General features: G+C 75.8%; 22 protein-coding genes. 8 read left to right on the top strand and 14 right to left on the bottom strand.

Going from position 1 to position 24,385, the window contains the following annotated elements; all coding sequences use genetic code 11:
• Positions 1-181 precede the first annotated feature (181 nt).
• The 6 genes from FMM08_RS09505 to FMM08_RS09480 all read left to right on the top strand — a co-directional run bounded on the left by FMM08_RS09505 (position 182) and on the right by FMM08_RS09480 (position 7,562).
• Positions 182-1,420 (top strand): glycosyltransferase, encoded by a 1,239-nt coding sequence (locus tag FMM08_RS09505; protein WP_147926131.1) that lies wholly within the window; start codon positions 182-184, stop codon positions 1,418-1,420.
• A 2-nt stretch (positions 1,421-1,422) separates the two neighbouring features.
• Positions 1,423-2,514 carry a glycosyltransferase family 4 protein gene (locus FMM08_RS09500; protein ID WP_147926130.1) on the top strand — a complete coding sequence of 364 codons (1,092 nt, stop codon included), beginning with the start codon at positions 1,423-1,425 and terminating at the stop codon, positions 2,512-2,514.
• A gap of 7 nt (positions 2,515-2,521) precedes the next feature.
• Entirely contained in the window at positions 2,522-3,772 is a 1,251-nt protein-coding gene (locus FMM08_RS09495) for a glycosyltransferase family 4 protein (RefSeq protein WP_147926129.1), read from the top strand.
• Positions 3,769-4,701: a glycosyltransferase family 2 protein gene (locus FMM08_RS09490; RefSeq protein ID WP_222710610.1), complete on the top strand. Its 933-nt coding sequence runs from the start codon at positions 3,769-3,771 to the stop codon at positions 4,699-4,701. Before FMM08_RS09495 ends, FMM08_RS09490 begins: the two co-directional genes overlap by 4 nt.
• Positions 4,702-4,883: 182 nt before the next feature.
• Positions 4,884-6,143 carry a hypothetical protein gene (locus FMM08_RS09485; protein WP_147926128.1) on the top strand — a complete coding sequence of 420 codons (1,260 nt, stop codon included), beginning with the start codon at positions 4,884-4,886 and terminating at the stop codon, positions 6,141-6,143.
• A 30-nt stretch (positions 6,144-6,173) separates the two neighbouring features.
• Positions 6,174-7,562 (top strand): hypothetical protein, encoded by a 1,389-nt coding sequence (locus FMM08_RS09480; RefSeq protein ID WP_147926127.1) that lies wholly within the window; start codon positions 6,174-6,176, stop codon positions 7,560-7,562.
• Positions 7,563-7,851: 289 nt separating this feature from the next.
• On the opposite strand, the gene FMM08_RS09475 is transcribed toward FMM08_RS09480, so the two are convergent.
• Positions 7,852-9,369, bottom strand: coding sequence for a lipopolysaccharide biosynthesis protein (locus FMM08_RS09475; protein ID WP_147926126.1), 1,518 nt, complete (start codon positions 9,367-9,369; stop codon positions 7,852-7,854).
• Between the two features lie 10 nt (positions 9,370-9,379).
• A complete protein-coding gene (locus FMM08_RS09470) occupies positions 9,380-10,324 on the bottom strand; it encodes a glycosyltransferase family 2 protein (protein ID WP_147926125.1) in 945 nt (314 codons plus the stop codon).
• A gap of 225 nt (positions 10,325-10,549) precedes the next feature.
• Here FMM08_RS09470 and FMM08_RS09465 point away from each other — a divergent pair, with 225 nt between their 5' ends.
• A complete protein-coding gene (locus tag FMM08_RS09465) occupies positions 10,550-12,784 on the top strand; it encodes a glycoside hydrolase family 16 protein (protein WP_147926124.1) in 2,235 nt (744 codons plus the stop codon).
• Between the two features lie 16 nt (positions 12,785-12,800).
• Here the strand turns inward: FMM08_RS09465 and FMM08_RS09460 are convergent, their stop codons facing one another.
• On the bottom strand, positions 12,801-13,697 hold the full coding sequence (locus FMM08_RS09460; RefSeq protein WP_222710609.1) for a glycosyltransferase family 2 protein: 897 nt from the start codon (positions 13,695-13,697) through the stop codon (positions 12,801-12,803).
• Between the two features lie 154 nt (positions 13,698-13,851).
• On the opposite strand from FMM08_RS09460, the gene FMM08_RS09455 reads away from it, so the two are divergent.
• Positions 13,852-14,712: a hypothetical protein gene (locus FMM08_RS09455; protein ID WP_147926122.1), complete on the top strand. Its 861-nt coding sequence runs from the start codon at positions 13,852-13,854 to the stop codon at positions 14,710-14,712.
• Between the two features lie 17 nt (positions 14,713-14,729).
• Here FMM08_RS09455 and FMM08_RS09450 read toward each other — a convergent pair whose 3' ends face one another.
• The 11 genes from FMM08_RS09450 to FMM08_RS09405 form a co-directional block, all read right to left on the bottom strand.
• Positions 14,730-15,749, bottom strand: a complete 1,020-nt coding sequence (locus FMM08_RS09450) for a glycosyltransferase family 2 protein (RefSeq protein WP_222710608.1) — start codon at positions 15,747-15,749, stop codon at positions 14,730-14,732.
• Between the two features lie 91 nt (positions 15,750-15,840).
• The gene (locus tag FMM08_RS09445) at positions 15,841-16,083 is read right to left on the bottom strand and encodes a hypothetical protein (protein ID WP_147926121.1); all 243 of its coding nucleotides are present in this window, start codon (positions 16,081-16,083) and stop codon (positions 15,841-15,843) included.
• 65 nt (positions 16,084-16,148) lie between these two features.
• Entirely contained in the window at positions 16,149-16,385 is a 237-nt protein-coding gene (locus FMM08_RS09440) for a hypothetical protein (protein WP_147926120.1), read from the bottom strand.
• Positions 16,386-16,451: 66 nt separating this feature from the next.
• Positions 16,452-16,586 (bottom strand): hypothetical protein, encoded by a 135-nt coding sequence (locus FMM08_RS23610; protein WP_255472217.1) that lies wholly within the window; start codon positions 16,584-16,586, stop codon positions 16,452-16,454.
• A gap of 97 nt (positions 16,587-16,683) precedes the next feature.
• Complete coding sequence (locus tag FMM08_RS09435) at positions 16,684-16,887, bottom strand: hypothetical protein (protein ID WP_147926119.1); 204 nt, start codon at positions 16,885-16,887, stop codon at positions 16,684-16,686.
• A gap of 396 nt (positions 16,888-17,283) precedes the next feature.
• Positions 17,284-19,137 carry an HNH endonuclease signature motif containing protein gene (locus FMM08_RS09430; RefSeq protein WP_147926118.1) on the bottom strand — a complete coding sequence of 618 codons (1,854 nt, stop codon included), beginning with the start codon at positions 19,135-19,137 and terminating at the stop codon, positions 17,284-17,286.
• A gap of 211 nt (positions 19,138-19,348) precedes the next feature.
• On the bottom strand, positions 19,349-20,242 hold the full coding sequence (locus FMM08_RS09425) for a polysaccharide deacetylase family protein (RefSeq protein ID WP_222710607.1): 894 nt from the start codon (positions 20,240-20,242) through the stop codon (positions 19,349-19,351).
• Positions 20,239-21,252, bottom strand: coding sequence for an agmatinase (speB, locus tag FMM08_RS09420; protein ID WP_147926117.1), 1,014 nt, complete (start codon positions 21,250-21,252; stop codon positions 20,239-20,241). Before speB ends, FMM08_RS09425 begins: the two co-directional genes overlap by 4 nt.
• The gene (locus FMM08_RS09415; RefSeq protein ID WP_222710606.1) at positions 21,249-22,037 is read right to left on the bottom strand and encodes an SDR family NAD(P)-dependent oxidoreductase; all 789 of its coding nucleotides are present in this window, start codon (positions 22,035-22,037) and stop codon (positions 21,249-21,251) included. The genes speB and FMM08_RS09415 overlap by 4 nt, the downstream gene beginning before the upstream one ends.
• Before the next feature lies 1 nt (position 22,038).
• On the bottom strand, positions 22,039-22,755 hold the full coding sequence (locus FMM08_RS09410) for an SDR family NAD(P)-dependent oxidoreductase (protein ID WP_147926116.1): 717 nt from the start codon (positions 22,753-22,755) through the stop codon (positions 22,039-22,041).
• Positions 22,752-24,236 (bottom strand): amino acid permease, encoded by a 1,485-nt coding sequence (locus tag FMM08_RS09405; protein ID WP_222710604.1) that lies wholly within the window; start codon positions 24,234-24,236, stop codon positions 22,752-22,754. The genes FMM08_RS09410 and FMM08_RS09405 overlap by 4 nt, the downstream gene beginning before the upstream one ends.
• Positions 24,237-24,385: the final 149 nt, after the last annotated feature.

Genomic DNA, 24,385 nt, shown 5'->3' with positions numbered 1-24,385 from the left:
GCCCGACCCGTTGGCCGCGTTCCGCGATGGGGGCCTCGCTCATGGTCCATGCTGGACGGGTCGCCGATCCCGCTCGGGTGGGTGACGACGGGCGACGCGGCCCTCGGTCCGCTGCTGCGGCGCCGGGGGCGCCCGCGGGCCCGCTGCCCCACGCTCCCGAGCCCCGGAAGGCCACCCCCCGATGACCCAGCCGCGCGTCACGATCGTCCACGAGCGGTTCACCGAGTACGCGGGGTCCGAGGCCGTGGTCGAGGCGCTCGCGCGGCAGTGGCCGGCCGCTCCCCTGCTCGCCCCGGTCGCCGCCCCCGGGGTGCTCCCGGCGGACCTCGAGGCCCGGCTGAGCAGCACGCGCCTGTCGCGGCTGCTGCGCGGCAGCGGGTACGCCCACCTCCTGCCCGCGCTGCCGGTGGCGATGCGGTCGCTGCGGCTGCCGGACGCCGACGTCGTCGTCGCCTCCCACCACGCGTTCGCCACGCAGGTGGCGCTGAGCAGCAGCGGCAGCCGGGTGCCGGTGGTGGCCTACGTGCACACGCCCGCCCGCTGGGTGTGGGAGGCGTCGATGCGCACGAGCGAGGGCAGCGGGCCGGGGGTCGCGGGCCTGGCGGCGTTCTCCGCGGTGTTCAAGCCGTTCGACGTGCGCGCCGCGCAGCGGGTGCACACGCTCGTGGCCAACTCGACGTTCGTGGCGGAGAGGATCCGCCGCTGGTGGGGCCGCGAGGCGCACGTGGTGGCCCCGCCGGTCAACACCGGCTACTTCAGTCCCGCCCCGGCCGGGCCCCGGGAGGACTTCTTCCTCCTGGCCGGCCGGATGGTGCCGTACAAGCGGCCCGACCTGGCCGTGAAGGCCGCCGCCCGCGCGGGTGTGCGGCTGGTGGTGGCCGGCGAGGGACGCTCGCGCGCGGAGGTGGAGGCGCTCGCGGGGCCGCGCACGGAGTTCGTCGGACGGGTCAGCGACGCCGGGCTGCGCGACCTGTTCCGCCGCTGCCGCGCGCTGCTCATGCCGGGGGTGGAGGACTTCGGGATCGTGCCGGTGGAGGCCATGGCCTGCGGCGCGCCCGTCATCGCCGCCGGCGAGGGCGGCGCGCTCGACACCGTGGTGCCGGGCCTGTCCGGCGTGCTCGTGCCGCCCGCGGGGCCGGACGGGGAGGTGGACGCCTGGGCGCAGGCGCTGGCGGCGTTCGACCCGGCCGCCTTCGACCCGGCGCGAGTGCGCCGGCACGCCGAGGGGTTCTCGCGGACCAGCTTCGCCTTCCAGATGCAGGCCGTGGTGGACGGCGTGCTCGGCACGGCGCCCGTGCCGGCCCAGCGCCAGCAGGTCCACCTCCCGCCCAGCGCCGCCGCGCGACCCGCCACCCCGCTGCGCGCGGCGCCGTCGGGCGCGGCCTGCGCCACCCCAGCCAGCGCCACCCCGTCGAGGTGAGGATGCGCGTCCTCCACGTCACCAACGACTTCCAGGACAACGGCACCGGCATCACCAACATGCTGCGGGTGCTCGCCGTGGCGCAGCGCGCCGCCGGGCTGGAGGTGAGCATCGCCTCGGAGGTCGCCGCCTCCAGCTACCACGACGAGCTCTCCGCCCTCGGCGTGCGCTTCGAGCGCATCGACAGGGTGGCCACGCCGCTGGAGGCCCGCCGGACGGGCGTCCGGCTGGCCGCCCGCCTGGCGGCAGGCGACGCGGACGTCGTGCACGTGCACACCGGGCGCGCGGCCCTCGCGGTGGCGCTCGGCCCGCGGGAGCTGCGCCGTCGCAGCGTCGCGACGGTGCACAACGTCTTCCAGCGCTCGAGCGCGCTCATGGGCTCGTGCGCGGCGGTGGTGTGCATCTCCGGCGCCGCCCGCGAGCGCTTCCGCCGGACCGCGCCGTGGGCGGCGCGGCGGCTGCGGGTCATCCACAACGCGGTCGACCTCGACGTGGCGCCCTCGGGCCCCGGCCCGGTGCTGCCGGAGCGCTCGGTGGTCTACGTGGGCGGGCTCCACCACCGCAAGGGCGTGGACGTGCTGGTGGAGGCCGTCGGGAGGCTCGTCGAGGACGGCGACCCGGTGCAGCTGTTCGCGTACGGCAACCGCGACCAGCCGTGGCTGGAGGAGCTGGCGGCCCCGCTGGTGGCCTCCGGGCACGTGCACCTGTGCGGGTTCACCCGCTCCCCGCGCGCGGCGATGGCCGCGGGCCGCGTGGTGGCCATCCCCTCCCGCGACGAGCCGTTCGGGCTGGTGGCGGTGGAGGCGCGCGCCGCCGGCGCCCCCGTGGTGGCCTCCGACCTGGGCGGCCTGCGGGAGGCCCTGGACGACGGCCGCGCCGGGGACGTGGTGCCCGCCGGGGACGTCGACGCGTGGGCGAGCGCGCTGCGCCGGGTGCTCGACGACGACGCCCACCGCGCCGACCTCGTCCGCCGCGGCCGCGACGGCCTGCACCGCTTCGCCCCCGCGGGCGTGGCGGAGGCGTACTCCCGCGTGTACCGGTCGCTCCCCGCGGCACCGTCGCCGAGGCGTCCCCGCTCCACCGCGCTGCGGTGATCGCCCGGTGAGCGCTGCGGCGGGGCGGCCCCGCGTGCTGGTCGACGGGCGCCCGCTGCGCGGGCACCTGTCGGGCGTCGGGCAGTACGTGTGGCACCTGGCCGCCGCGCTCGCCGCGACCGCCGGCCACCCCGAGACCGGGGACCTCGAGGTGCAGGTGCTGGTCATCGGCGACGGACCCGACGGGCTCGCGGCGTCCCCCGCGGGTGTGGGCGTGCGGGGCGCCGGGCCGGTGCCCCGCAAGGCGTTCAACGGGCTGGCGGCGTACGCGCCGCTGGTTCCGGCGAGCGCGTTCGGGCTCCGGGCCGACCTCGTGCACTGCACGTACTTCGAGCGGCTGCCGGCGCTGCCGCGGGGCACCCGCGTGGTCAGCACCGTGCACGACGTGGCGTTCCTGCGGCTGCCGCAGGTGTTCTCGCGGATCAACCTCGCGGCGTCGCGGCGGGCGCTGCGCTGGCAGGTGGCGCGCTCGGACGTGCTGCTGACGCCGTCGCAGTTCACCAAGGACGAGCTGGTGGCGCTGTGCGACGTGCCCCCGGAGAAGGTGGTGGTGACGCCGCTGGCGGTCACCGAGGCCGTCGGGGCGGCCGAGGGCCCGGCCGGCCGCGCCGACCCGCGGCCGCTGCGGGAGCGCCCGTTCGTGCTCTACCTGGGCAACGTCGAGCCGCGCAAGAACCTCGCCCGGCTGCTGCGGGCCTGGGCGGGCAGCGACGCGCGCTCCTCCCACGACCTCGTCCTCGCCGGCACCGCCCTGGCGCACGCCGCGGACCTGCAGGCGGAGCTCGCCGCGGCGGGCGGCTCGGTGGTGCCGCTGGGGTTCGTCGACGCGGCCACCAAGCACGAGCTGCTGCGCCGCTGCACCGCCTTCGTCTACCCCTCCCTCTACGAGGGGTTCGGCATCCCGGTGCTGGAGGCGATGGCGGCGGGGGCGCCGGTGGTGACCTCGACGGCGGGCGCGCTGGCCGAGCTGACCGCGGGGGCCGCGCTCGCGGTGGACCCGCTGCGGGTGGACGCCCTGCGCGACGCCGTCGACGCCCTCGTCGCCGACGAGGCGCTGCGCACCCGGCTGGGCGCGCTGGGCCTGTCCCGCGCAGCGGGCTTCTCCTGGGAGCGGACGGCGGCGCTCACGGCGGACGTGTACCGGCAGGTGCTGGGCTCTGCCCCGGTGCCGAGCCCGCGGCGCAGCTCGAGTCCGCCCGTGGTGGACCTGCGCGACGGCGCAGGGCGCGACGGGGGACGCCGGCGGGTGGAGCGGTGAGCGGCCCCTCCGGAACCGCAACCGGGCGACCGGCTGCGACGAGGGGTGCGGTCGCCGTCGTCGTCCTGGCCTCTGCGGGGCGCCCGGAGCTCGTCGGCCAGGCCGTGCGCGACCTGGCCGCCCAGCACGGGGCGCGCTTCGTGGTGGCGGTGTGCGTGCCCGACGCCGCGAGCCTGCCCGCCGGCGGCCTGCCGGACGGGGTGGTGCTGGCACACGCGCGCGGGCTGCCCGCCCAGCGCAACGCCGGCCTGGCGGCCGCCCTGGCCGCGGCGCCGCAGGCCCGCACGGCGTTCTTCTTCGACGACGACTCCGTGGTCGGCGCCGGGTACGTGGAAGCGGCGCTGGCCTTCCTGGACGCGCACCCCGCCGTCGTCGGCGTGACCGGGAAGGTGCTGCTCGACGGCGCCCAGGGCGAGGAGGTCAGCCGCGAGCGCGCCGAGGCGGCGCTGGCCGCGCGCGAGGCCGCGGGGCCGACCGGTGCGTGGAACCCGATCAGCGGCCTGTACGGCTGCAACTTCGCCATCAGGCTGGACGGGCACGCCGAGCGCTTCGACGAGCGGCTGCCGCTGTACGCGTGGATGGAGGACCGCGACCTGTCCGAGCGCCTCAAGCGGCACGGGGCGCTGGCGCAGGTGGACGACTGCGCGGTGGTCCACCGGGGGGTCCGCTCCGGCGGGCGCACCGCGCACCTGCGGCTCGGCTACTCCCAGGTCATGAACCCGGTGTACCTGCACCACGCGGGCAGCTTCGCGGTGAGCATGGTGCTGCTGCAGGTGGTGCCTCGCCTCGCGAAGAACGCGGCGCTGTCGCTGGTCAGGAGCCCGCAAGGGGCCTGGCGACGACGACGGCTGCACGGCAACGCCCTCGCCCTGGCCGACGCCGCACGGCGCCGCTTCACCCCGGAGCGGGTGCTCGACCTGCCGCCCTGACCACCACTGCGAGCCCCTGATCGATCTCTGCTGAGCCTCTGCGGAGATCACCCTCCGTGCTCAGTCGGCGTTGCTATGGTCGCCGGAGCACGCCCCAGCGCCGACACCGGCCGGTGCAGGCCGCCGCGAGGAGCCCCTCCGGTCGGCCCCGGCCTCCCCGGCCCCGACCCCAGGACGTGACCTTGATCCTCCAGGACTACGTGCGCCTCGCGCGCCGCGGCGCGTGGCTGCTCATCGCGATGGTCATGCTGGGAGCCGCCGGCGGCCTCGGCGTGGCGGCGCTGACCGCGCCCACGTACTTCTCCCGGGCGACCGTGGTGGTGAGCGCCGGCGGCGACGACACCCCCGGCGACCTCGCGCAGGTGAGCTCCTACGGCGTGCAGCGGGCCCCGACGTACGCGGGGGTGGCCGGGTCCTCGACCGTGCTGACGCAGGCGGCGTCCTCGCTGGGCGGTGGCCTGACCGCGCAGGTGCTGGCGGAGGCCGTGAACGTCACGGTGCGCACCGACACCGCGCTCATCGACATCGACGCCGAGGCGTCTACGGGTGAGGACGCCGCGGCCCGCGCCAACGCCGTGGCCACCGCCCTGGCGCGGGTGGCGCCCTCCCTGGACGGCTCCGCGGTGGTCATCACGCCCGTGCAGGTCGCGCAGGTGCCCGAGGTGGCCGACGCCCCCCGCCCCCGCAACGACGTCATCGCCGGCGCCGTGGTGGGCCTGGCCCTCGGCGTGGTGGCGCTGGCGCTGTGGCAGGCCCTGGACGACAAGATCCGCGCCGCCGCCGACGTCCCCCGCAGCCGCAGCCTGCGCGTGGTCTCGGTGCTGCCGTACGGCCGCCGCGGCAAGCAGGACGAGGCGCGCAGCGAGGGCCTGCGCCGCCTGCGCGCCGTGCTGACCGCCGGGCCGGGCGGCGACCGGTCCGTGGTGGCGGTGGCGAGCGTGTCGTCGTCGTCGGAGAAGGACGCCGAGGAGGTGGCCGTCGGGCTGGCGCAGGCGCTGTCCGAGACGGGTGCGTCCGTGCTGGTCATCGACCTGACGGCACCGAGCCGCCCGCTGGGTGCGCGGGGCGAGGCGCTGACCGGGGGCCGCGCGGGCGGCAGGCTGCCGGTGATGGCCGGTGAGGTCGACGACGTGTCCTGGCTGGTGCCGGAGAACCTCGGCACCACGCCCGGCGCGCTGGTGGGCACCGCCGACGGGCGCGCCGCCCTGGACCAGCTCACCGGCGGCTACGACCACCGCGTCCTGCTGTGCCCGCCCGCGCTCGACAGGTCCGAGATCAGCGTGGTGGCCGGCCGCGCCACCGCCACGCTGCTCGTGGCCGACGCCGGGCGCACGTCGCGGTCGGGGCTGCAGCGGGCGGCGGGGTCGCTGACCTCGGCCGGGGTCACCACGGTGGGCGTGGTGCTGGTCGGCGCGCGCACCGACGAGGCCTGGGCCGTCTGAGGCCGCTGCCGACGAGCTCGTGACCACCCCATGACCACGCTGACGCTCCTCGCGCTGGCGGTGGTGGCGTACGGCCTGTGGAAGCCGCACCGCTACGCCACGGCGCTGGCCCTGGGCGGCGCGACACCGGCCGGTGCCGCGCTGGTGGCCGGCGGCACGGCGGTGCCGACCTTCTACTTCGTGGCGCTGGGCGCGCTGGTGGTGCTGTTCGTGCAGCTGGTGCACCGCTCCCGCACGCGCCGCCGGCTCGAGCACCCGGTGACGCCGGGCACCACGCCGCTGCTGCTGCTGGCGGTGTGGGCGGTCGTCGTGACGGTGGCGGCGCCGCTGCTGTTCGACGGGATGACCGTGTACGCCGCCGGCGGCGTGCCCAACCAGCTGCGCGCGGGGTCGCTGACGGCGTCCAACCAGGCGCAGCTCATCTACGCGGTGCTGTCGGTGGCGGTGGTGGTGCTGCTGGCCCGCGGCGCCGGGGCGCGCACGCAGGTGGTCGGTCTGGCCGCGGGCCTGACGATGGTGCTGAGCCTGTGGGCGTACGCCGGCAAGACGTTCGGCGTGCCGTTCCCGGTCGGGTTCTTCGACAACTCCCCCGCGTTCGCCTACATCGACGGGGCGCCCGGCGGGGTGGTGCGCTTCCGCGGCATCTTCTCCGAGCCGGCGGGCCTGGCCGTCGCGTGCCTCGTGACCATCGCGTACATGACGGCGCGGCTGCCGCAGGTGCGCGGCCTGCGCCGCGTGGGCGTGGGCGTGGTGCTGGCGATGGCGGTGTTCCTGGGGTCGATCTCCACGTCCACCACGTTCATCGTGTCCATCGCGCTGCTCGTGGCGATGGCCGTGGGCGTGTGGCTGGTGGAGGTGGTCATCGCGCGGCGCGAGCTGACGCTGGGCGGCGTGTCCGGGGCGGCGGCGGCGCTGGCGGCGCTGCCGTTCGTGGTGCCGCTGGTGCTGGCGTTCCTCACCGGGGAGGTGTCGGCGAAGGTCGGCACGTCGTCCTACCGGGACCGCTCCGGCGCCGACGGCGACTCCTACCGGATCCTCTTCGACACCTTCGGCTTCGGGGTGGGGCTCGGGTCCAACCGGCCGAGCTCGTTCCTCGCGTCGATGCTCAGCACGGTCGGGCTGGTGGGCACGGTGCTGTTCGCGGCGGCCGTGGTGCTGCTGGTGACGCGCACGTGGACGCTGCGGCAGTACCGGCCCGTGGTCTGGGCGCTGGCGGCGGCGCTGCTGACCAAGCTCATCAGCGGGCCCGACCTCAACGACACGTCCGGCCTGCTGTGGCTGTGCCTCGGGGTGCTCGCGCACGGCGCGGCGGTGCGGCAGCAGGAGGAGGCGCTGGAGCAGTCCCCGCGCGGCCTGCACGGGCGCGCGGCCTCGGCCTCCCCCGACGACGAGGAAGCCCCCTCCCCCTCCCCCTCGTGATCATGGACCTCCGGAGCACCCTCCGACCGTGATCATGGGCGTCCGCCACCCCGACCGCGACGATCGAGCAGTTCCGCGCCCGAACGCCCCCTAGCGGGCCCTGCCCAGCCTTCGAGCGTGCAGATCGTGGCGATCGATCGGCTCCTCACGCACCAGCGCCCGATGGATCGCCACGATCTGCACGTCACTGCACCGGCGCAGTCACTGGGCGGACGGAACGTCCTTGGTCGTCACCGGGGAGGTGGGACCCGAGGGTGGCGGAAGCCCATGATCACGGAGGGATGTGGGGTCAGGAGCGGCGGCGCGGGAGGCGGGCGCGGACGGCCCGCACCAGGCGCGCACCCTCGTGGCCGAGCGCCACCACGTCGCTGCCCCGCGGCACCACGAACGCCCACGGCGAGCTGCGGTTCACGCGCGCGGCGAGCACCACCGCGAACACCGACATCGCCGTCCCGCTGGCGATGGCCGCCAGCCCCGCGCCGACGGCGCCCATCGTCGGCACGAGCAGCAGGAACGCCCCGACGAGCACCACCAGCGCCACCACGAACGACGCCGACCGCAGCCCCGGCCGCCCCCACGCCCCGAGCCCGGCGCCCGCCATCAGCCCGGGGATGTTCGTCACCGCGGCGATGAGCAGCCACCACGTCGGCTCGGTGGCGGGCGCGAACTGCGCCCCGAACACCGGCCCGATCCACAGCGGCACCGTCGCCCCGAGCACCAGCGCCCCGACCGCGCCGACCAGCAGCGCCGAGCGGGAGATGGCCATCAGCTGCTCGCGGTCGTCGAAGCGCGCGTTGACGCCGAAGAGGGTGTCGCGCACGGCCGTGATGAGGATGAACAGCACGTCGGAGATGGTGATCGCCACCACGAGCAGACCGAGCTGGGTCGCGTCGGACAGCGGCGTGGTCATGAGCTGCGCCACGCGCCCCGTGGCCATGCTCGCGACCGCGCCCAGCCAGGTGCTCGACCCGAACGAGAGCACGTCCCGCGTGATCGAGGCCGACGACGGCGGCCCACCAGCGCTCGCGCCCGCAGCAGCCTCAGCGGGCGGCCGGCGCAGCAGCACCTTCCAGTAGACGACCCCCGTCACGACGGGGATGACGGACATCGCGATGACCGCCACGCGCACGTCGAGCACGCCTGCGAGCGCCAGGGCCAGCAGCACCACCAGGCGCAGCAGGGAGGACAGGGCCCGGTCGGCGGCGACGGCACCCCACATCTGCAGGCCCACGGCGGCGCCGCGGAGCAGCCCGACGAGCATCTGCGGCAGGGCGAGGGCGGTGCCGATGAGCATGATGGGGATGAGCTGGACGTCGTCCTTGGTGAGCAGCGACGCGAACGCCCACGACAGCCCCCAGCACAGCGCGCCGAGCAGCAGGCTGACCAGCGCCGCGGGCACGAGGGCGCGGCGGGTCTGGTCGGGCCTGCGGGCGAGGTGGTAGGTCAGCGCCTCGGGCAGCCCGAGGGTGGCGACGGCGGCGACGAGCGCGGCGGGCGCCATGGCGGTGGCCACCTCGCCGCGGCCCTCCACGCCGAGGGCGCGGGCGAGCACGGGCGCGGTGACCACGCCGATGACGGGCACGAGCATGCTCGTCGTCGTCGTGAACGCCATGGCCCGGCGCATCGAGACGGCCGGCTTCTCGGTGGGTACGGCGTTCTCGGTGGGGACGCCCGTCTCACCGGGCACGTGGGGCTCGGTGACCGGATCGGTGGCCGGGTCGGCCGGCGGGGCAGCCAGCGGGGCGGGCACCGCGTCGACCACGGCGTCCTCGGCGACGTGGCGGCCGCGGGAGTGCTGGGGCGTCAAGGATCAGGCCTCAGGCAGGGGGCAGGTCGAGGATGCGCTCGGGCGTGAAGCGCCCGCGGGCGAGGTCGCCGAAGGCCCGGGTGTTGCCCAGCAGCCGACGTCGCCGCCACGCGCGCTCGGGGTGGCGCACGGAGCGGATCGAGTTGCCCACCAGGCGCGGGCCCACCTCGTAGGCGAGGCGCTGCCAGCTGATGGTGCCCTTGCGGCGCAGGTAGAACGGGTTCATGACCTGCGAGTAGCCGAGGCGCTGGTGGGCGACGCGCCCTCCGGACTTCACGCCGAGGTGCACGACGACGGCGTCGTCGAGCTTGGCGAGGGACCCGTGGCGCAGGAGGCGCCCGGCGAAGTCGAGGTCCTCCAGCCAGGAGTACAGGGGCAGGCGGTCGTCGAAGCGGAGGGCCGGGTCGACGTCGGCGCGGTAGCCGAAGTTGCAGCCGTACAGCTCGTCGACGGGCTTGCCGGCGCCGCGCAGCGGGTCGGCGAGCGAGCCGGTGAGCGCCTCCTCCGCAGCGGAGCGGGTGACCTCGGGGGCGGAGGCGCCGGAGCCGTCCAGCAGCACGCGGCCGGTGACGCCCACCACCTCCGGGTGCGCGGCGAAGTACGCCAGCGCGCGCTGGAGGTAGTCGGGGCGGACCACGGCGTCGTCGTCGAAGAAGAAGACGTGGGTGGCGTCCGGCACGGCGTCCAGGCCCGCGTTGCGCTGGGCGGCGGCTCCCCGGGCGTGGACGACGACGACGTCGGACGGCAGCCCGCCGGCGGGCAGGTCGTCAGGGGTCGGCGTGCAGATGACGAGGGTGTGGTCGTGGTGCGTCTGCTGGGCGAGGTCGGCGACGAGGCGGCCGAGCAGCTCGGGGCGCCCCGCGGAGGCGACGACCACGGCGACGACGGGCTGGTGCGGGCCGCTCGGGCCGGGTGCGCTCGGGACGGCGTCGTCCGCATCAGACGTGCGGGACATGTGCCCTCCGGCGACGGGGAAGTGCTCGGCGGGCGCCGGCGTCTCGCAGTTTGGCACACGGCGCTCGCGCCGGACCGGGGTTCGCCGAAGGCCTGTGGACGCCGCTTCGTCCCGGTTCGTCCCGCCCCGAGCGGTGCCGGTGGAGGTCCGCGAGGCGCTGCGTGCACAGGGCCCGGTGCTACCGTCACCGACGCCCGAGGCCCCCTTCCCCGCCGGAGACCTCCTGTGCCGCCCCGCTCCGCGTCACCCGAGTCCCCCGACGGCTCCGCGCCCTCCGAGGCCTCCGCAGCCCCCACCGAGGACGACGCCCCGCTGCGCCCCCGCGACCGCCAGCGCACCAGCCGGCGCCGCACGGCCGTGGTGGCGAGCATCGTGGCGGCCGCCCTGGTCATCGCCGGTGGCGCGTGGTGGCTGCTGGGCCGGCCGCACCCGCCCGTCGGTGACCGCGTGACCGCCTCCGAGGGCAGCGACGTCAGTGACGAGCAGGGCCTCATCACCGACGGCGGCCGCGCGCCCGCCGCCTGGACCGCCGGCGACGACCCGGTCGGCGCGTGGGTGCAGGTCTCCTTCGACTCCCCCACCGCGGTCGACCGGGTGCGCCTGGTGGCCGCCGACGGCTCCCCCGCGGTCACCTCGGGCCTGCTCACGCTGGACGGCGGCGCGGGCGTCATGGTGACCGCCGGCCCCTCCGGCAGCACCGAGGTCAGCTTCCCGCAGCAGACGGTGACGTCGGCGCGCTTCACGGTGGCCTCGGGCGAGGCCGGCGCGGGGCTGGCCCGGCTGCTCCTCGACGACGACGGCGACCCGCCCGCCACCGCCGCGTCCGCCTCCGGGGACGCCGCCGCCAGCACGCCCCTCGCGGGCGTCACCGCCACCGCGTCCTCCTCCCGCTCCGGCTCGTCCCCGGAGGCGCTCGTCGACGGCGACCTGCCCGCCCAGCAGACCGGCCGCGAGTGGCGCGCCGCCTCCTCGGACAGCACGCCGTGGGTGCAGCTGGCGTGGTCGCAGCCGCAGCTGGTCACGGCCGTGCAGGTGTTCGGCCCCAGCGAGCGCATGGCCGACGCCGCGTCCTCGGGCTCGAGCCCGCTGTCGGGGACGCTGGAGTTCTCCGACGGCAGCTCCGTGGTGGTCTCCGGCATCGAGGGCGGCGGGGCGCTGCCGACCACCGTGGCCGTCGCCCCGCGCACGGCCACGTCGGTGCGGCTGAGCCTGAAGGAGAACTTCGCCAGCGCCAGCGCGGCCCTGCGCGAGGTGGCCGTCTACACCGCCGGCTCCACGCCCGTGCCGTGGAAGACCACCGGCACCACCTACGAGGTCACCCCGCCCACCGCGTCGGACTGCAGCGCGAGCAGCTCGCCCGTCGGGTCCGCCCCCGCGGGCCAGCTGGCGCTGGTCTGCCCGGCCGTGGGCACGGAGGTCACCGGGTCGGACGCCACCGTCGTCGTCCAGGCCGAGCCCGGGGCCCAGGTCACGGCGACGACGCAGCCCCAGCAGGGCGGCGACGTCCAGACCGTCGGCACGGCCACGGCCGGCGGCGACGGGCGCGCCACGCTCACGGTCGACACGTCGACCTTCCCGGCGGGCCCGTTCGCCCTGGAGGTCGCGCAGGCCAGCGGCGGCTCCGCCGCCTCACCTGACCCGCTGCACCTGCAGCTGGTCAAGGCCACCGGCCAGCCCGTCACCGACGCCGGGCACGCGCCGAAGGGCATGACCCTGCAGTGGCAGGACGGCTTCGACACCCCGCTGTCGGTCAGCGGCACCGGCGCGGGCGCGGTCTACGCGGCGGGCAAGCCGGAGAGCTGGGGCACGTCGCAGTTCGGCGACGCGGTCTTCGCCGACCCGGCCACGGGCGCCGGCACGGTGGCCACCATCCCCGGCGGCTACCTGCGCCTGCGGGCGGAGCCGAAGGGCGACCTGCCGGTGGACGCCCCGTACGGCCAGCAGCACGTCGGCGGGCTGCTCTCCTCGGCGCGCGTGGGCGCGGGCGGGTTCAGCGCGCAGTACGGCTACTTCGAGGCGCGGATGCTGGCCGGGGCGGGCAAGGGCACGTGGCCGGCGTTCTGGATGCTCAACTCCCAGGCCGCGACCACGGACAACAAGACCGCCGGCGAGGTCGACGCCGTGGAGCTGTACGGCCACGACACGTCCTTCACGTGCCACACGCTGCACGACTGGGGCGCCCCGGACGACGCCGGCAGCACCGGCTCGAAGTGCCTCTCCCCCGAGCAGGTGCAGGACTGGGCGCTGGGCTGGCACGACTACGGCGTGCGCGTCACCCCTGACGGCGCGCAGTTCTCCATCGACGGCCAGCTCGTGGCCGACAAGCGCGGTCTGGGCCGTTCCGGGGAGCCGTTCTTCTTCCTGCTCGACATGGCCCTCGGCGGCGGCTGGCCGGTGGCGCTGGACCCGACCGGTGGCACGTCGGACCTCTACGTCGACTGGGTCCGCGTCTACACCTGAGAGCAGGACGACGACGTCAGCGGCCGTCGGGCGGCAGCTGCGCCATGCGCTCGGGCGTGAAGCGCCGTCGCAGCAGGTCGCCGGCGGCCAGGAGGTTGCCGCGCAGCCGCAGCCGGCGCCACTCCCGCTCGGGGCCGCCGAGGGAGAGCACGGCGTTCTTGGAGACGCGGCGCATGGTCTCGTCCCAGGCGAGCGCCGTGGGGAAGCTGCCCTTGTGGTGGAAGTAGGCGGGGTTCATCACCTGCGCGTACCCGAGGCGGGCGTGGGCGGTGCGCCCGCCGGACTTCACGCCGCGGTGCACGATGACGCAGTCGTCGACCTTGGCCATGGCGCCGTGGCGGAGCATGCGGCGGGCGTAGTCGTGGTCTTCGAGCCAGCCGTACAGCGGGAGCCGCTCGTCGAAGCGCTCGTGCGGCACGCCGGCGCGCCTCACCGCGAAGTTGCAGCCGTAGAGGGTCTGGCTGGGCGTCCACTGCCCGCCCAGCGGTCCGGTCTCCGACGCGGCGAGCGCCTCCGCGGCCGCTGAGACGCTGATGGCGTCTCCGACGGCTCCGTCGAGCAGCACGCGGCCGGTGAGGGCGACGACGTCGGGGTGGTGCTCGAAGAAGGCCATCGCCTGCTCGAGGTAGTCGGGGCGGACCACGGCGTCGTCGTCGAAGAAGAAGACGTGGGTGGCCTCGGGCGCGGCGTCGAGGCCGGCGTTGCGCTGGGTGGTGAGCCCGCGGGCGTGCACCACGCGCACGTGCTCCGGCAGCGGCGCGCTCGGCAGGCTGGCGGCGTCGGGCACGGAGACCACCACGTCGAAGCCGGTGAGGGTCTGGCGGGCGAGGTCGGCGACCAGCTCGCCCAGCAGGTCGGGGCGTCCTGCGGAGGCGAGGATCACGGCGACGCGGGCGTCCTGGGGTGAGGGCACGCTGTCTCTCCGTCCGTGGCGGCGCGACGCCGGTGGCGCTGGGGTGGCCTCGGCACTGTAACCAGGCGCGCCCCGGGCACGATCCGTGACGGACCGCCACGACCTCGACACGACCGACCCCTGAGCGACCATCCGCTCACCTAGGGTGACGAGCGTGCGCGTCCTCCCCCGCGCCGGCTCCCCCGCTGCGCGCGCGGTGCTCACCGTGCGCGCTGCCGGCCAGAGGCTCGGCATCACCGCGGCGCTCTCCGCCCGCCTCACCCGTGGTCCGAGGCCGCCGGTGCTCATGACGCTCGTCTACCGGCGGGCCGGTGCGGCGCTCGTGGAGGGGCTGGTCCGCGACCTGCTCGCCGAGGCCCGGGCCGCCGGCAGCAGCGCCCGCGCGGTGCTGTGGGCCCTCGACGAGCCGGCGCCGCAGCTCGCTCCGTGGACGCTGGGCCACGGCCCCGGCGCGCGGCTGTCCCTGCACGAGCGCATGCGCGAGCACGCCGTCGGGTCCGGGGAGTCCGGGGAGCTCCCGTACTGGGTCATCTCCGACGACGACGTCCGCTACTCGCGCGGGTCCGTGGGCCAGCTCGTGGCGCTCATGGAGAAGGGCCGCATCGACGTCGCCGGGCCGGCGCACGCCGCGACGAGCGAGTGGAACCACTCGTTCACCCTGGCGCGCCCGTTCACGGTGGCGCGCAGCTCGCTGTTCGTGGAGACCGGGCCGGTGCTGGCGTTCTCCCCGCGGGCCCAGGGGCGGGTGCTGCCGTTCCCGGAGGGGTCGGCGGCGGGGTGGGGCATGGAGGCGCACTGGTCCTCCCGCACGCAGGAGGGGCTGCGCTCGGCCATCGTCGACGCGGTGGCGGTGGACCACCTCGTGCCGATGGGCGGCAGCTATGACGCCGTGGCCGAGTGGGAGCGGTGCCGGGCGTTCACGCGCCGCTACGGCGTGGAGGACGTCAGCGACCTCAAGCAGGTGGTCGGCTCGTGGCGCGCGTGGCAGCCGGTCGCGCCGTGGCCCACCACCTGAGGCTCGCCAGCTGAGGGTCAGCGGCCGAACCAGGTGCCCGTCGCGCGGCGGACCGCCGGGGCGTAGCGCAGCCGCAGCAGCGGCCTGACCAGTGCGTCCGGCACGGTCTGCACGAGCAGCGCCCACGCGGCGATGGCCAGCCGGTCACCCAGGGGCTCGGGTCCGGGCCACGCCGGCGACCGCAGCGCGTCGGCCAGGCGCCGTCGGCGCGAGTCGCCCGGCAGGCCGGGCTCGGCCGGGGTGAGGCGGGCGGCGGCGGAGCGGAACTGCAGCAGCTCGCGGCTGCGGAACAGCGGCGCCTCGTCGACGGGTCCGTCGGGGGCCGCCAGCCCGGCGGAGCGCTGCGCGAACCTCCAGCGCACCCGCGCCCGCTCGACCTCGCGGGAGACGCGGGTGGGGTCGGCCAGCAGGGCGCTGTCCTGCCCGGGGTGCTGCCGGTAGCCGACCAGCACCCCGGGCAGGCTGACCACGTCGCCGTGGAGCGGGGCGCTGGCCAGGCAGGCGGAGTCGAGGAAGTCGCCGGCCTCGGGGCCCGCGGGCAGGATCCGCTCGAGGAACCAGCGGGCGTAGGCGTTGCCGGAGCCGGGCGGGGTCGGGTAGGCCGACGTCGTCGTCGTCCAGTGGCGGACCGCGGAGGGCGACGGCGGCGGGCGGTAGCGCGGGAAGGGGCCGCCGGTGCGGCGGCCGGTGGCGTCGAAGCGCTGCATCTGCAGCTGCACCTTGCTGGTGCGGGGTCCCAGGGCGGTGACCACGCGGCGTGCGGTCTCGGGTGGGAGGACGTCGTCGGCGTCGAGGAACACCACCACGTCACCGGAGCTCTTGGCGAAGCCGGCGTTGGCAGCCTCCCGCTGCTGACCATGAGCGGTGCTCAGAGCGATGACGCGGTCTCCGTAGCGGGAGATGACGTCCCAGGAGCGGTCGGTGGAGCCGTTGTCGACGACGACCACCTCGACGTCGGGCCAGTCGAGGGCCAGGGCGCTGTCGAGGGCGTCGGGGAGGAAGTGCGCGTAGTCGAAGTTCGTGATCACCACGCTCACCCGCACGCGGATCACTCAACCAGCCCGGCGGGCCTCCGAGGGCGCGGGGGCCGTCACCACCGGCAGCAGGTCGAGCCGGTAGGAGCGGTGCTCAGGAGGCGAGGCGCTGGTCGTCGTGCCGGCGGGCGCTGTGGGCGTGCCCGTGCTGGACGTGCACGTGGGGGTGGCGGGGCGCGGTGGTGATGGTGACCACCGGCGCGCGGTGGCCGGCGCGGGGCTTGTGGAGCACCCGCTCCCGCCGCTCGGCGTGCGCAAGGCTGCGGCCGACCAGCAGCGCCAGCGCGACGGAGACGGGGAGCCAGGCGATCAGCACGGCGAGCAACCAGATGTCCACGAGGCCATTCCTAGGGGTCGATCTCCAACACTCGGTGAACACCGCCTGGGAGGCGGCTGAACGGCTCAGCGGTGGCTGTACACCGGCTGGGGGACGACGACGCGGCTCACTCCCGTCAGGTGGTGGCTGCCACGGGGCCGCGGGCGCGGGGCCGGGCGGTGGGTCACCGGCTGCGGCTCCGCTGCCGGCTCCGCCAGGCGCTCGCGCGCCTCGCAGGTGGTGAGCCCACGCCCGATGAGCACGGCAGCCGCTGCCGCGACGACGAGCCAGACCAGTGCAGCAGAAGCGATCCACGTGACCATGCGAGGAGGTTTCCCCCGGCGGCCCAGCGCACACTCCCATCGGGCTGGGAGCTCGCTGCGAGCCCGTCAGGGCAGGTGGAAGGGCTCCGCGCTCCGCTGCCGGCGGGCGTTCGCGTCCGCCACGTGGATGGCCGCTCCGACGAGGACAGCAGCCAGCGCGGACACGACGATCCACGCCATGACCAGGGCGCCAGCGACCATGCGCCAACGATGCACCCGCAGTGAGCGCTCAGCCACTCAGAGCGACGCGTGTCGCGGGGCTTTCGCGCCAGACCCTGTGCGCGGGCCCGGCGGCCGGTCACGCCGCGGTGCGCTCCTCATCGGAGGTCGCCTGCCGCGGCACCATCAGAGGGACGGGGTGCAGCTTGCGGAGGTCGCGGGTCTCGCGGTGGCCGTGGCGCCACCTGTCGCTCTTGCCCGAGACGGCGAGGGCCCGTCCGATCACCAGCGCGAAGATCCCAGCGAGGAGACACCAAGCGGCGATGAGCGCGACGACGAGCACACCTCCATGATCCCCCGTCCGGGGCAGGATGAAACGCGTTCGACACGCTCGGTTTCTCAGCGCGACCAGCAGCAACGTGGAACTCGGGTCAGGTCCGGCCCCTCGCGTCCCGCACGGGTTGCTGCGTCACGCCTGCCACAGCTGGCGCCTCGGAGATCAGCGGTGCTTCCGCGAGACGATGACCGCCATCTCGACGCCCGCCTGCACCACGGCGAGCAGCTCACCTGGCACGACCACCCGCTCGCCGTCCCTCTCCACGGCGAGCCCGGCGAACACGGCCGGTGTCGCGGCAGCGGGCCGTTGGCGCACACCGACGGGGACCCGCTCCCCGCTGGGGAGGGCCTCGACCGTGTCCCCCGGCGGGGAGAGAGCGGTGGGGAGTCGGGACGGCGTCCGTCAGCAGCCGCAGGTGCCGTGGCGCGAGGGGATGTCGGGGCAGCCCGCGTCGACGGGCGGCTCCGGTGGATCGAACAGACCGAGCGGCACTCCAGGTGGTGAAGGCGCCGCGCCCGGTGGCGATGACGATCGCCCGGGCGGCGGAGATCCGCAGCCGGATGCACCGACGCGGTCGAGCGTCCGCTGCCGTAGCCCCCGGCGAGGGTTGAGCACCCACCGCTGCAAGGGGTCGACGGCGCGTGGTGGTCGGACGTGCGGGACCCCGTCCACCATGCGGACCGCCCAGATGCCCAGGGTGACGAGCACGTGGTGGCGGGTGCACAGCAGCACGCCCCAGTCCACGTCGGTGGGCCCACCCGCCACCCACTCGTGCACGTGGTGGGCCTCGAGCCACCCGGGCGGGGCGGTGCAGCCGGGGATCGCGCACCCGCCGTCACGGGCGAGCATCGCCCGGCGCTGACCGGCGCTGAACAGGCGCACTGCCCGCCCCAGCGACAGCGCCGACGCGTCGGCACCCTCGCACGAGAGGCGGACGGCCTGAAGGGTTCCGGAGCAGGCCACCACCCGCAGCTGGGCGGTGGTCAGCGGCCGATCAGTGGTTTCGCAGTGGGCGGGCTCGGCGCCCGCCTCTCCGCGCAGGGCGGCATCGGTGGTGGTGACGATGACGCGGGCGCCCTCGGTGGAGCGGGTGTGGTCACCGGCGACCCCGGAGCGGACCAGGTGACTCAGCGCATCGGCGCGGCGCTGCCCTGCGGTGCGCGGATCACGCACGGGCACGCCGGCCTTCGGCGGCACTCGCTCGGTGGTCTCCCGGGTGCCGGCATCGCCGTCGCCGTCGCCACGTCCTGCGGTGCGGTCGGTGTCCAGGCCGGGCAGCGGCTCCTGCTGGTCGGCGAGGGGCGCGTGCACGGTGGGGTCGGGCTTGGAGTGGTGGTCGATGGCGGCCTTGATCGCCGCGCCGGCAACGGGGTCGAAGTGGCCGCGGATGTCGACGCTGCCGTCGGCGTGGACGGTGATGGTCAGGTTGCGCTTGTCGATGTCGTCGGGGTCGAAGCCGCGGTCGGCGCGGTCCGGGTCGAGCCGGTGGGCCAGGGTGGTGCACACGATGCGCGCCTGCGCGTGGGTCAGGCCCGGCAGCAGCTCAGCCAGGGAGGCGTCAGCGTGGGTGCCCTGCTCGCGGCGCACGCGAGCGGGCAGGTCTGCGACGGTGCGCTGGGCCAGGGCCGCGACGTCGGTGGACAGCTCCCCCGCAGCATGGGCGGCTCCCACCCGTCCCAGGGCCACGGCGGAGGACCCGGCCGAGGGGCCGCCAGCGCCGTCGGGTGCGCCATGGCCATCGACACCGTCAGGGCCGTCGTCTGCGGAGACGGGTGTCACGGGGGCGGTGAGTGCGGTGGCGAGCCTGACCTCGGTGGCTGCTCGCTTCGGGTCTGCTCCGGTGTGGGTGAGCACGAGATCGGTCAGCGACGTCGCCCCGACGGCACGGACCTGCTCGGGGGTGAAGGAGCTGACCAGCCGCAGCAGCGTCGCGTCGAGCAGGTCGCGGGTGGTGGCGGTCTGACGCAGAGCATCGAGGCGCTGATCGGGCTCAGTGGAGGCCAGGTAGCACGAAGCCTGCGCGGCGCTCTCCGCCGCGGTGCGGGCGGCGGACAGGGCGTCGGCCAGTGGGCCGGTCAGCGGCAGCGGGGGCAGGTCGGCGAAGAGCGCGCCATCGACGTCGCCGTGGTCCGCGGAGCGGGTGTCGGCGCCGAGTGCCCCGGGCGGCAGCCGCTCGGGGATCCAGCCACCTCCGCCGCCCAGACCGGCAGCGTCGGAGGCGCCTCCATGGGGCGCCTCGGAGCCGGTCCAGGTCATGCAGCTGACGCTAGAGACCACCACCGACAGTCGAACGCGCGTGCAGAGCCCCTGCACAAGGCAGCGTTTCTCGCGACTCGAAGTTCACCCGAACGGAGTAGTCCGCGTCCACGAGCGACCTGGCGGTCGAAGGTTGCCGGCCCCTGCACGGTGCCGACGCAGTACCGGCCCGCGGTAGCAGTGAGTGGCGCCGGCGAGAGAGCTTCCCCGCTCAGACCTGCGGCGGGGTGAGCGTCCGCGGCGGCAGGCCCAGCGACCGCACGTGCCGCGCGACGTCCTCCAGCGGCGCCAGCCACACGTCGTCCATGCCGACCACCCGCTCGATGAGCCGCCCCAGCTCCATCGCCCGGCCCGGACGCCCCGACAGGAAGGGGTGGCAGGTCAGCACCCAGCACCCGCCCGCGTCGCGCAGCCCGTCCAGCTCGGCCTCCCAGACCGCCCGCGCCACGGCCGGCGCCTCGATGAGGCCGCTGCCCACGAGGTCGGGCAGGTAGGCGTAGCGCTCCCAGTCGTCCAGGGCCCAGTGGATCGGCACCTCGACGATGGACGACGACGTCGGCTGGCCGTCGTCGTCCCCGTCGCCAGCCGGCACCGCCAGCTCGTAGGGGGTGTCGGCGTCCATGAGGGAGGAGTCGTAGAGGAAGCCGCGCTCGGCCAGCAGCGAGGCCGTCCGCCAGGAGGCGTCCCACATGGGCGCGCGGTAGCCGACGGGCCGGACCCCGGCCACGGCCTCCAGCGCCTCCAGGCCCCTGTCGAGCGCGGTCGCCTCCTGCTCGGCGGTGAGGGCGGAGGGCTGCTCGTGGAGGTAGCCGTGGTGGCCGACCTCGTGGCCGGCGGCCACGACGTCGCGCACGGCGCCGGGGTAGCGCTCGGCCGTCCACCCCGGCACGAAGAACGTGGAGCGGACGCGGTGGCGCTCCAGCAGGTCGAGCAGGCGCGGCAGCCCCACCAGCGGGCCGTAGGACTGGTGGGTGATGACGCTGGCGCGCGCGGCCACCGCGGAGGACTCCCACAGCAGGCCCGACTCCGCGTCGAGGTCGAAGGTGAACGACGCCGCGGCGCGTGCCCCACCGGGCCAGGGCAGCGGCGGGGGCAGCCGGCTCACCGCCGGGCCGCCTTCTGCAGGGCCGCAGACCTCAGGGCCAGAGCGGTGACCAGCTCGTACGCGACGTTCGCCGCCGCCACGGCGGTGACCTCGGCGTGGTCGTAGGCCGGGGACACCTCCACCACGTCCGCGCCGACCAGCGGCAGGTCGGCGAGGCCGCGCAGCACGGCCAGCAGCTCGCGGCTGGTCAGGCCGCCCGCCTCGGGGGTGCCGGTGCCGGGCGCGAAGGCCGGGTCGAGCACGTCGATGTCCACGCTGATGTAGACGGGGTGGTCGCCCACGCGCTGGCGCACCCGCTCGACGATGCCACGCACGCCGATGTCGTCGACGTCGCGGGAGTGGATGGCGGTGAAGCCGAGCACGGCGTCGTCGAGGAGGTCGGCGCGGTCGTACAGGGAGCCGCGGATGCCCACGTGGGCGGAGCGGTCCTTGACCAGCAGGCCCTCCTCCGAGGCCCGGCGAAACGGGGTGCCGTGGGTGCACGGCGCGCCGAAGTAGGTGTCCCAGGTGTCGAGGTGGGCGTCGAAGTGCACCAGCGCGAGCGGGCCGTGGCGCCGGGCCAGGGCCCGCAGCGACGGCAGGGCGATGGTGTGGTCACCGCCGAGCAGCACCACGGAGCGACCGTCGTCGGTGAGGTCGTGCACCGCGGCCTCGACCGACGCCAGCGCCTCGGTGAGGTCGAAGGGGTTGGCGGCGACGTCGCCGGCGTCCACCACCTGCGCCAGCGCGAAGGGGGCGGCGTCCTGCGCGGGGTTGTACGGCTTGAGCAGGCGGCTGGCCTCGCGGATGGCGCTCGGGCCGAACCGGGCGCCGGGCCGGTAGGTGACGCCGGCGTCGAAGGGCACGCCCAGCACGGCGACGTCGTGGGCGGGCACGTCCTCGCGGCGCGGCAGCCGCGCGAAGGTGGTGAGCCCGGCGTAGCGGGGCACCACCGTGGCGTCGACCTGCCCCACGGGCGGCTGCTCCGCTGGCCGTGCAGCCGCCGTCGTCCCCGGTGCGTCTGCGCTCATGCTCGTCCCCTCGTCGTCCCGCCGTTGACCTGCAGCACCTGCCCGACCACCGCGCCGAGGGCGGGGTCGGCCAGCAGCGACACCGCTGCCGCCACCTCCTCGGGCGCGCCGATGCGGCGCAGCGGCGTCACGGCGGCGTAGTCGGCGCGGACCTGCTCGTCGCTCACCCCCGCCGCGGCGGCGTCGACGGACAGCTGCGGGGTGTCGATGACGCCGGGCGCGACGGCGTTGACCAGCACCCCGCGCGGGCCGAGCTCGCGCCCGAGGGTCTTCACCAGCGCCACGAGGCCGGCCTTGGAGGCGGCGTAGGCGGCGGCCTCCGGCCAGCCGGTCAGGCCCCACTCGCTGGCGACGACGATGACGCGCCCGCCCCCGCGCCGCTCCATGCCCGGCAGCACGGCCTGGACGAGGGCGAAGGTGGCGGCGAGGTTGACGTCGACCACGGACCAGAAGTCCGCGGGCGCCACGGTGGCGGTGGGCCCCATGGTCATGTGGGCGTGGTTGGCGACGAGCACGTCGACGTCGCCGAGGCGCTCGCGCACCTGCGCGACGAGGGCCGCCGGGGCGGTGGGGTCGGCGAGGTCGGCGGCGAAGGCCGCTCCCCCGACCTCGTCGGCGAGCGCCTGCAGCGCGGGCGTGAGGGTGCGGTCGGCGACGGCGAGGGTGCAGCCGTCGGCGGCCAGGCGCCGGGCGTGCGCGCCGCCCATGCCGCCGGCGGCGCCGGTGACGAGGGCGACCCTGCCGCGGCTGTCGGCCGGGGCGCTGGGGCTGCTGGTGGCGGTCACGTCAGATCACCGCTCCGGAGTTGGGGTTGAGGACCTCGCCGACGGCGTAGGTGCCCTCCTCGAGGAGCCACACGGCGCAGCGCGCCACCTCCTGCGGTGTCGTGAGGCGCCGGGTGGGGAGGGTGGCGAGGTAGTCGGGGGCGCGCCACGGGGAGTCGGGGGCGAGCAGCGGGGTGTCGGTGGGGCCGGGAGCGACGGCGTTGACGCGCACCCCGTGCGGTGCCACCTCGGCGGCGGTGCTGCGGACCAGGCCGAGCACGGCGCCCTTGGCGGCGGAGTACGCGGCGTCTCCGGCGCCGCCCCCGCCGACGGCGAGCTCGCTGCTGATGGCCACGACGGCGCCGTCGCCCCGCTCGACCATGCCGGGCAGCACGGCCTGCAGCACGTGCAGCGCGCCGCCGAGGTGCACGCGCAGCATGCGGTGCAGCTGCTCGGTGGTGGTCTGCTCGAAGGGGATCTCGGCGTAGTGGCCGGCGGCGTGCACGGCGGCCTCCACCGGTCCCAGCTGCAGCACGACGTGGTCGACGGCGGCGCGGACGGCGGCGGGGTCGGCGATGTCGACGGCGACGCCGACCGCGCAGGGCGACCCGTCGGGCAGCGCCGCGAGGTCGAGGCCCGCCACGCGCCACCCGCGGGCGCTGAGCGACGCTGCGCAGGCGGCGCCGATGCCGGAGGCCGCTCCGGTGACCAGGGCGACGCGTCCGTCCACGCCGGTCATCGTCCCGCCCCCTCGTGGGCGACCGCGGCGGCCTCCTCGTCAGGGGTGGCCGCGGGGGCCACGTGGCGGCGCACGGATGCGTAGAGGGCGGCGCCGATGACGGCGAAGATCCCCACGGCGATCCACACCGACCAGTCGAGCCAGCGCTGCTCGTTGACCGGGCGCGGCCAGGCGATGTTGAAGAGCTGGAACAGCGCCCACACCGCCGCGACCACCGAGACCGGCAGCGTGCCGCGCCCGAGGGTGAAGGGCCCGGCGCGCCAGCGGCCGCGCAGCTGCACCACCACGAAGCCGAGCAGGGGGAAGAGGAAGGCGACGTAGAACCCGCCGGTCGTGAAGTTGATCATCAGGGTGTAGACGTCGCCGGCCACGAGGCTGAGCAGCAGCAGGAGCGCGCCGACGCCGGAGACCAGCAGCAGCGCCACCGAGGGCTGCGCCGTGCCGGGCGAGAGGCGGGAGAGCACCCGGCCGCCGGGCAGGGCGCGATCGCGGGCGTAGGCCCACACCACGCGGCTGGCGGAGGTCTGCAGCGCGAGGAAGGAAGCGAGGAAGCCGATGACGAAGAGGACCTCCACCGGGGTGGCGACCCCCGCGCCGAGCTGCGTGGTGAGCGTGGAGGAGACCGGGTCTCCGTCGGTGCCGTCGAGCACGGCGTCGAGGTCGGGGATGGCCAGGATGATCGCGGCGGCGGAGTACATGACGACGGCGGCGATGAGCGTCAGGCTGAGGATCACCGCGCGGGGGACGTCGCGCCGGGGCTCGCGGACCTCCTCGGCGATGGAGCCCGCGCTCTCGAAGCCGACGAAGGAGAAGGCGACGTAGCCCATGGCCACGAGGAACGGGCCGGACAGGGCCAGGTAGGCCGGTCCCCCGCCGTCGGTGCTGATGCCGTGCAGCAGCGCGCTGACCGGCTGCTCGCGGTGGAAGAGCAGCAGCCAGGTGCCCAGGCCGAGCGAGCCGACGACCTCGGCGGCGATGGAGGCGGTGAGGAACACCTTCAGCGCCACCCGGCCGACGAGGTTGAGCAGGGTGCCGGCCACGAGGATGGCGAGGGCGATGAGCGCCTTCTGGCCGCTGGTGGCCGAGGGCAGCCCGACGATGTCCGCCACGAAGCCGGCGGCGCCGAGGGCGACGGTGGTCATGGCGATGACCAGGGTCAGCAGGTAGGCCCAGCCGGCGAACCAGCCGTACCCGGTGCCGAGCAGGCCGCGCGACCACTGGTAGATCGAGCCCTCCAGGGGCCAGCGGGAGACCAGCACCGCGAAGACGAGGGCCACGAGCAGCTGCCCGCCGAAGACGATGAGGAAGGTCCACCAGAAGGCAGGCCCGGCGGTGCTGATGGCCAGGCCGAAGATGCCGTACAGCGCCACGATCGGGCTGATGAAGGCGAAGGCGAAGGCGAACGAGCTCCACAGCGTGAACTCGCGCTTGAGCTCGGTGGCAGGAGCTGAGCCGATGGGGGGCGTGGCGGTGGTGCTCACGGTGACCTCCTGCACGTGCTGGTCGGGCGGGGTGTGTGGTCACCGTGGCCCGACACCCGCCGCAGCGACACCCCCTGGCCGCTGACGTCGTGCCCACCCCCAGCGCGGTGGCGGCGGTTGGAGGAACCTCCAACGGGTGCGCTCTGATC

It is taken from the genome of Quadrisphaera setariae (genome assembly GCF_008041935.1).
GTDB lineage: Bacteria > Actinomycetota > Actinomycetes > Actinomycetales > Quadrisphaeraceae > Quadrisphaera > Quadrisphaera setariae.
The sequence above is the reverse complement of the archived record's forward strand: the minus strand, read 5'-3'. Positions and strand labels throughout refer to the sequence as shown.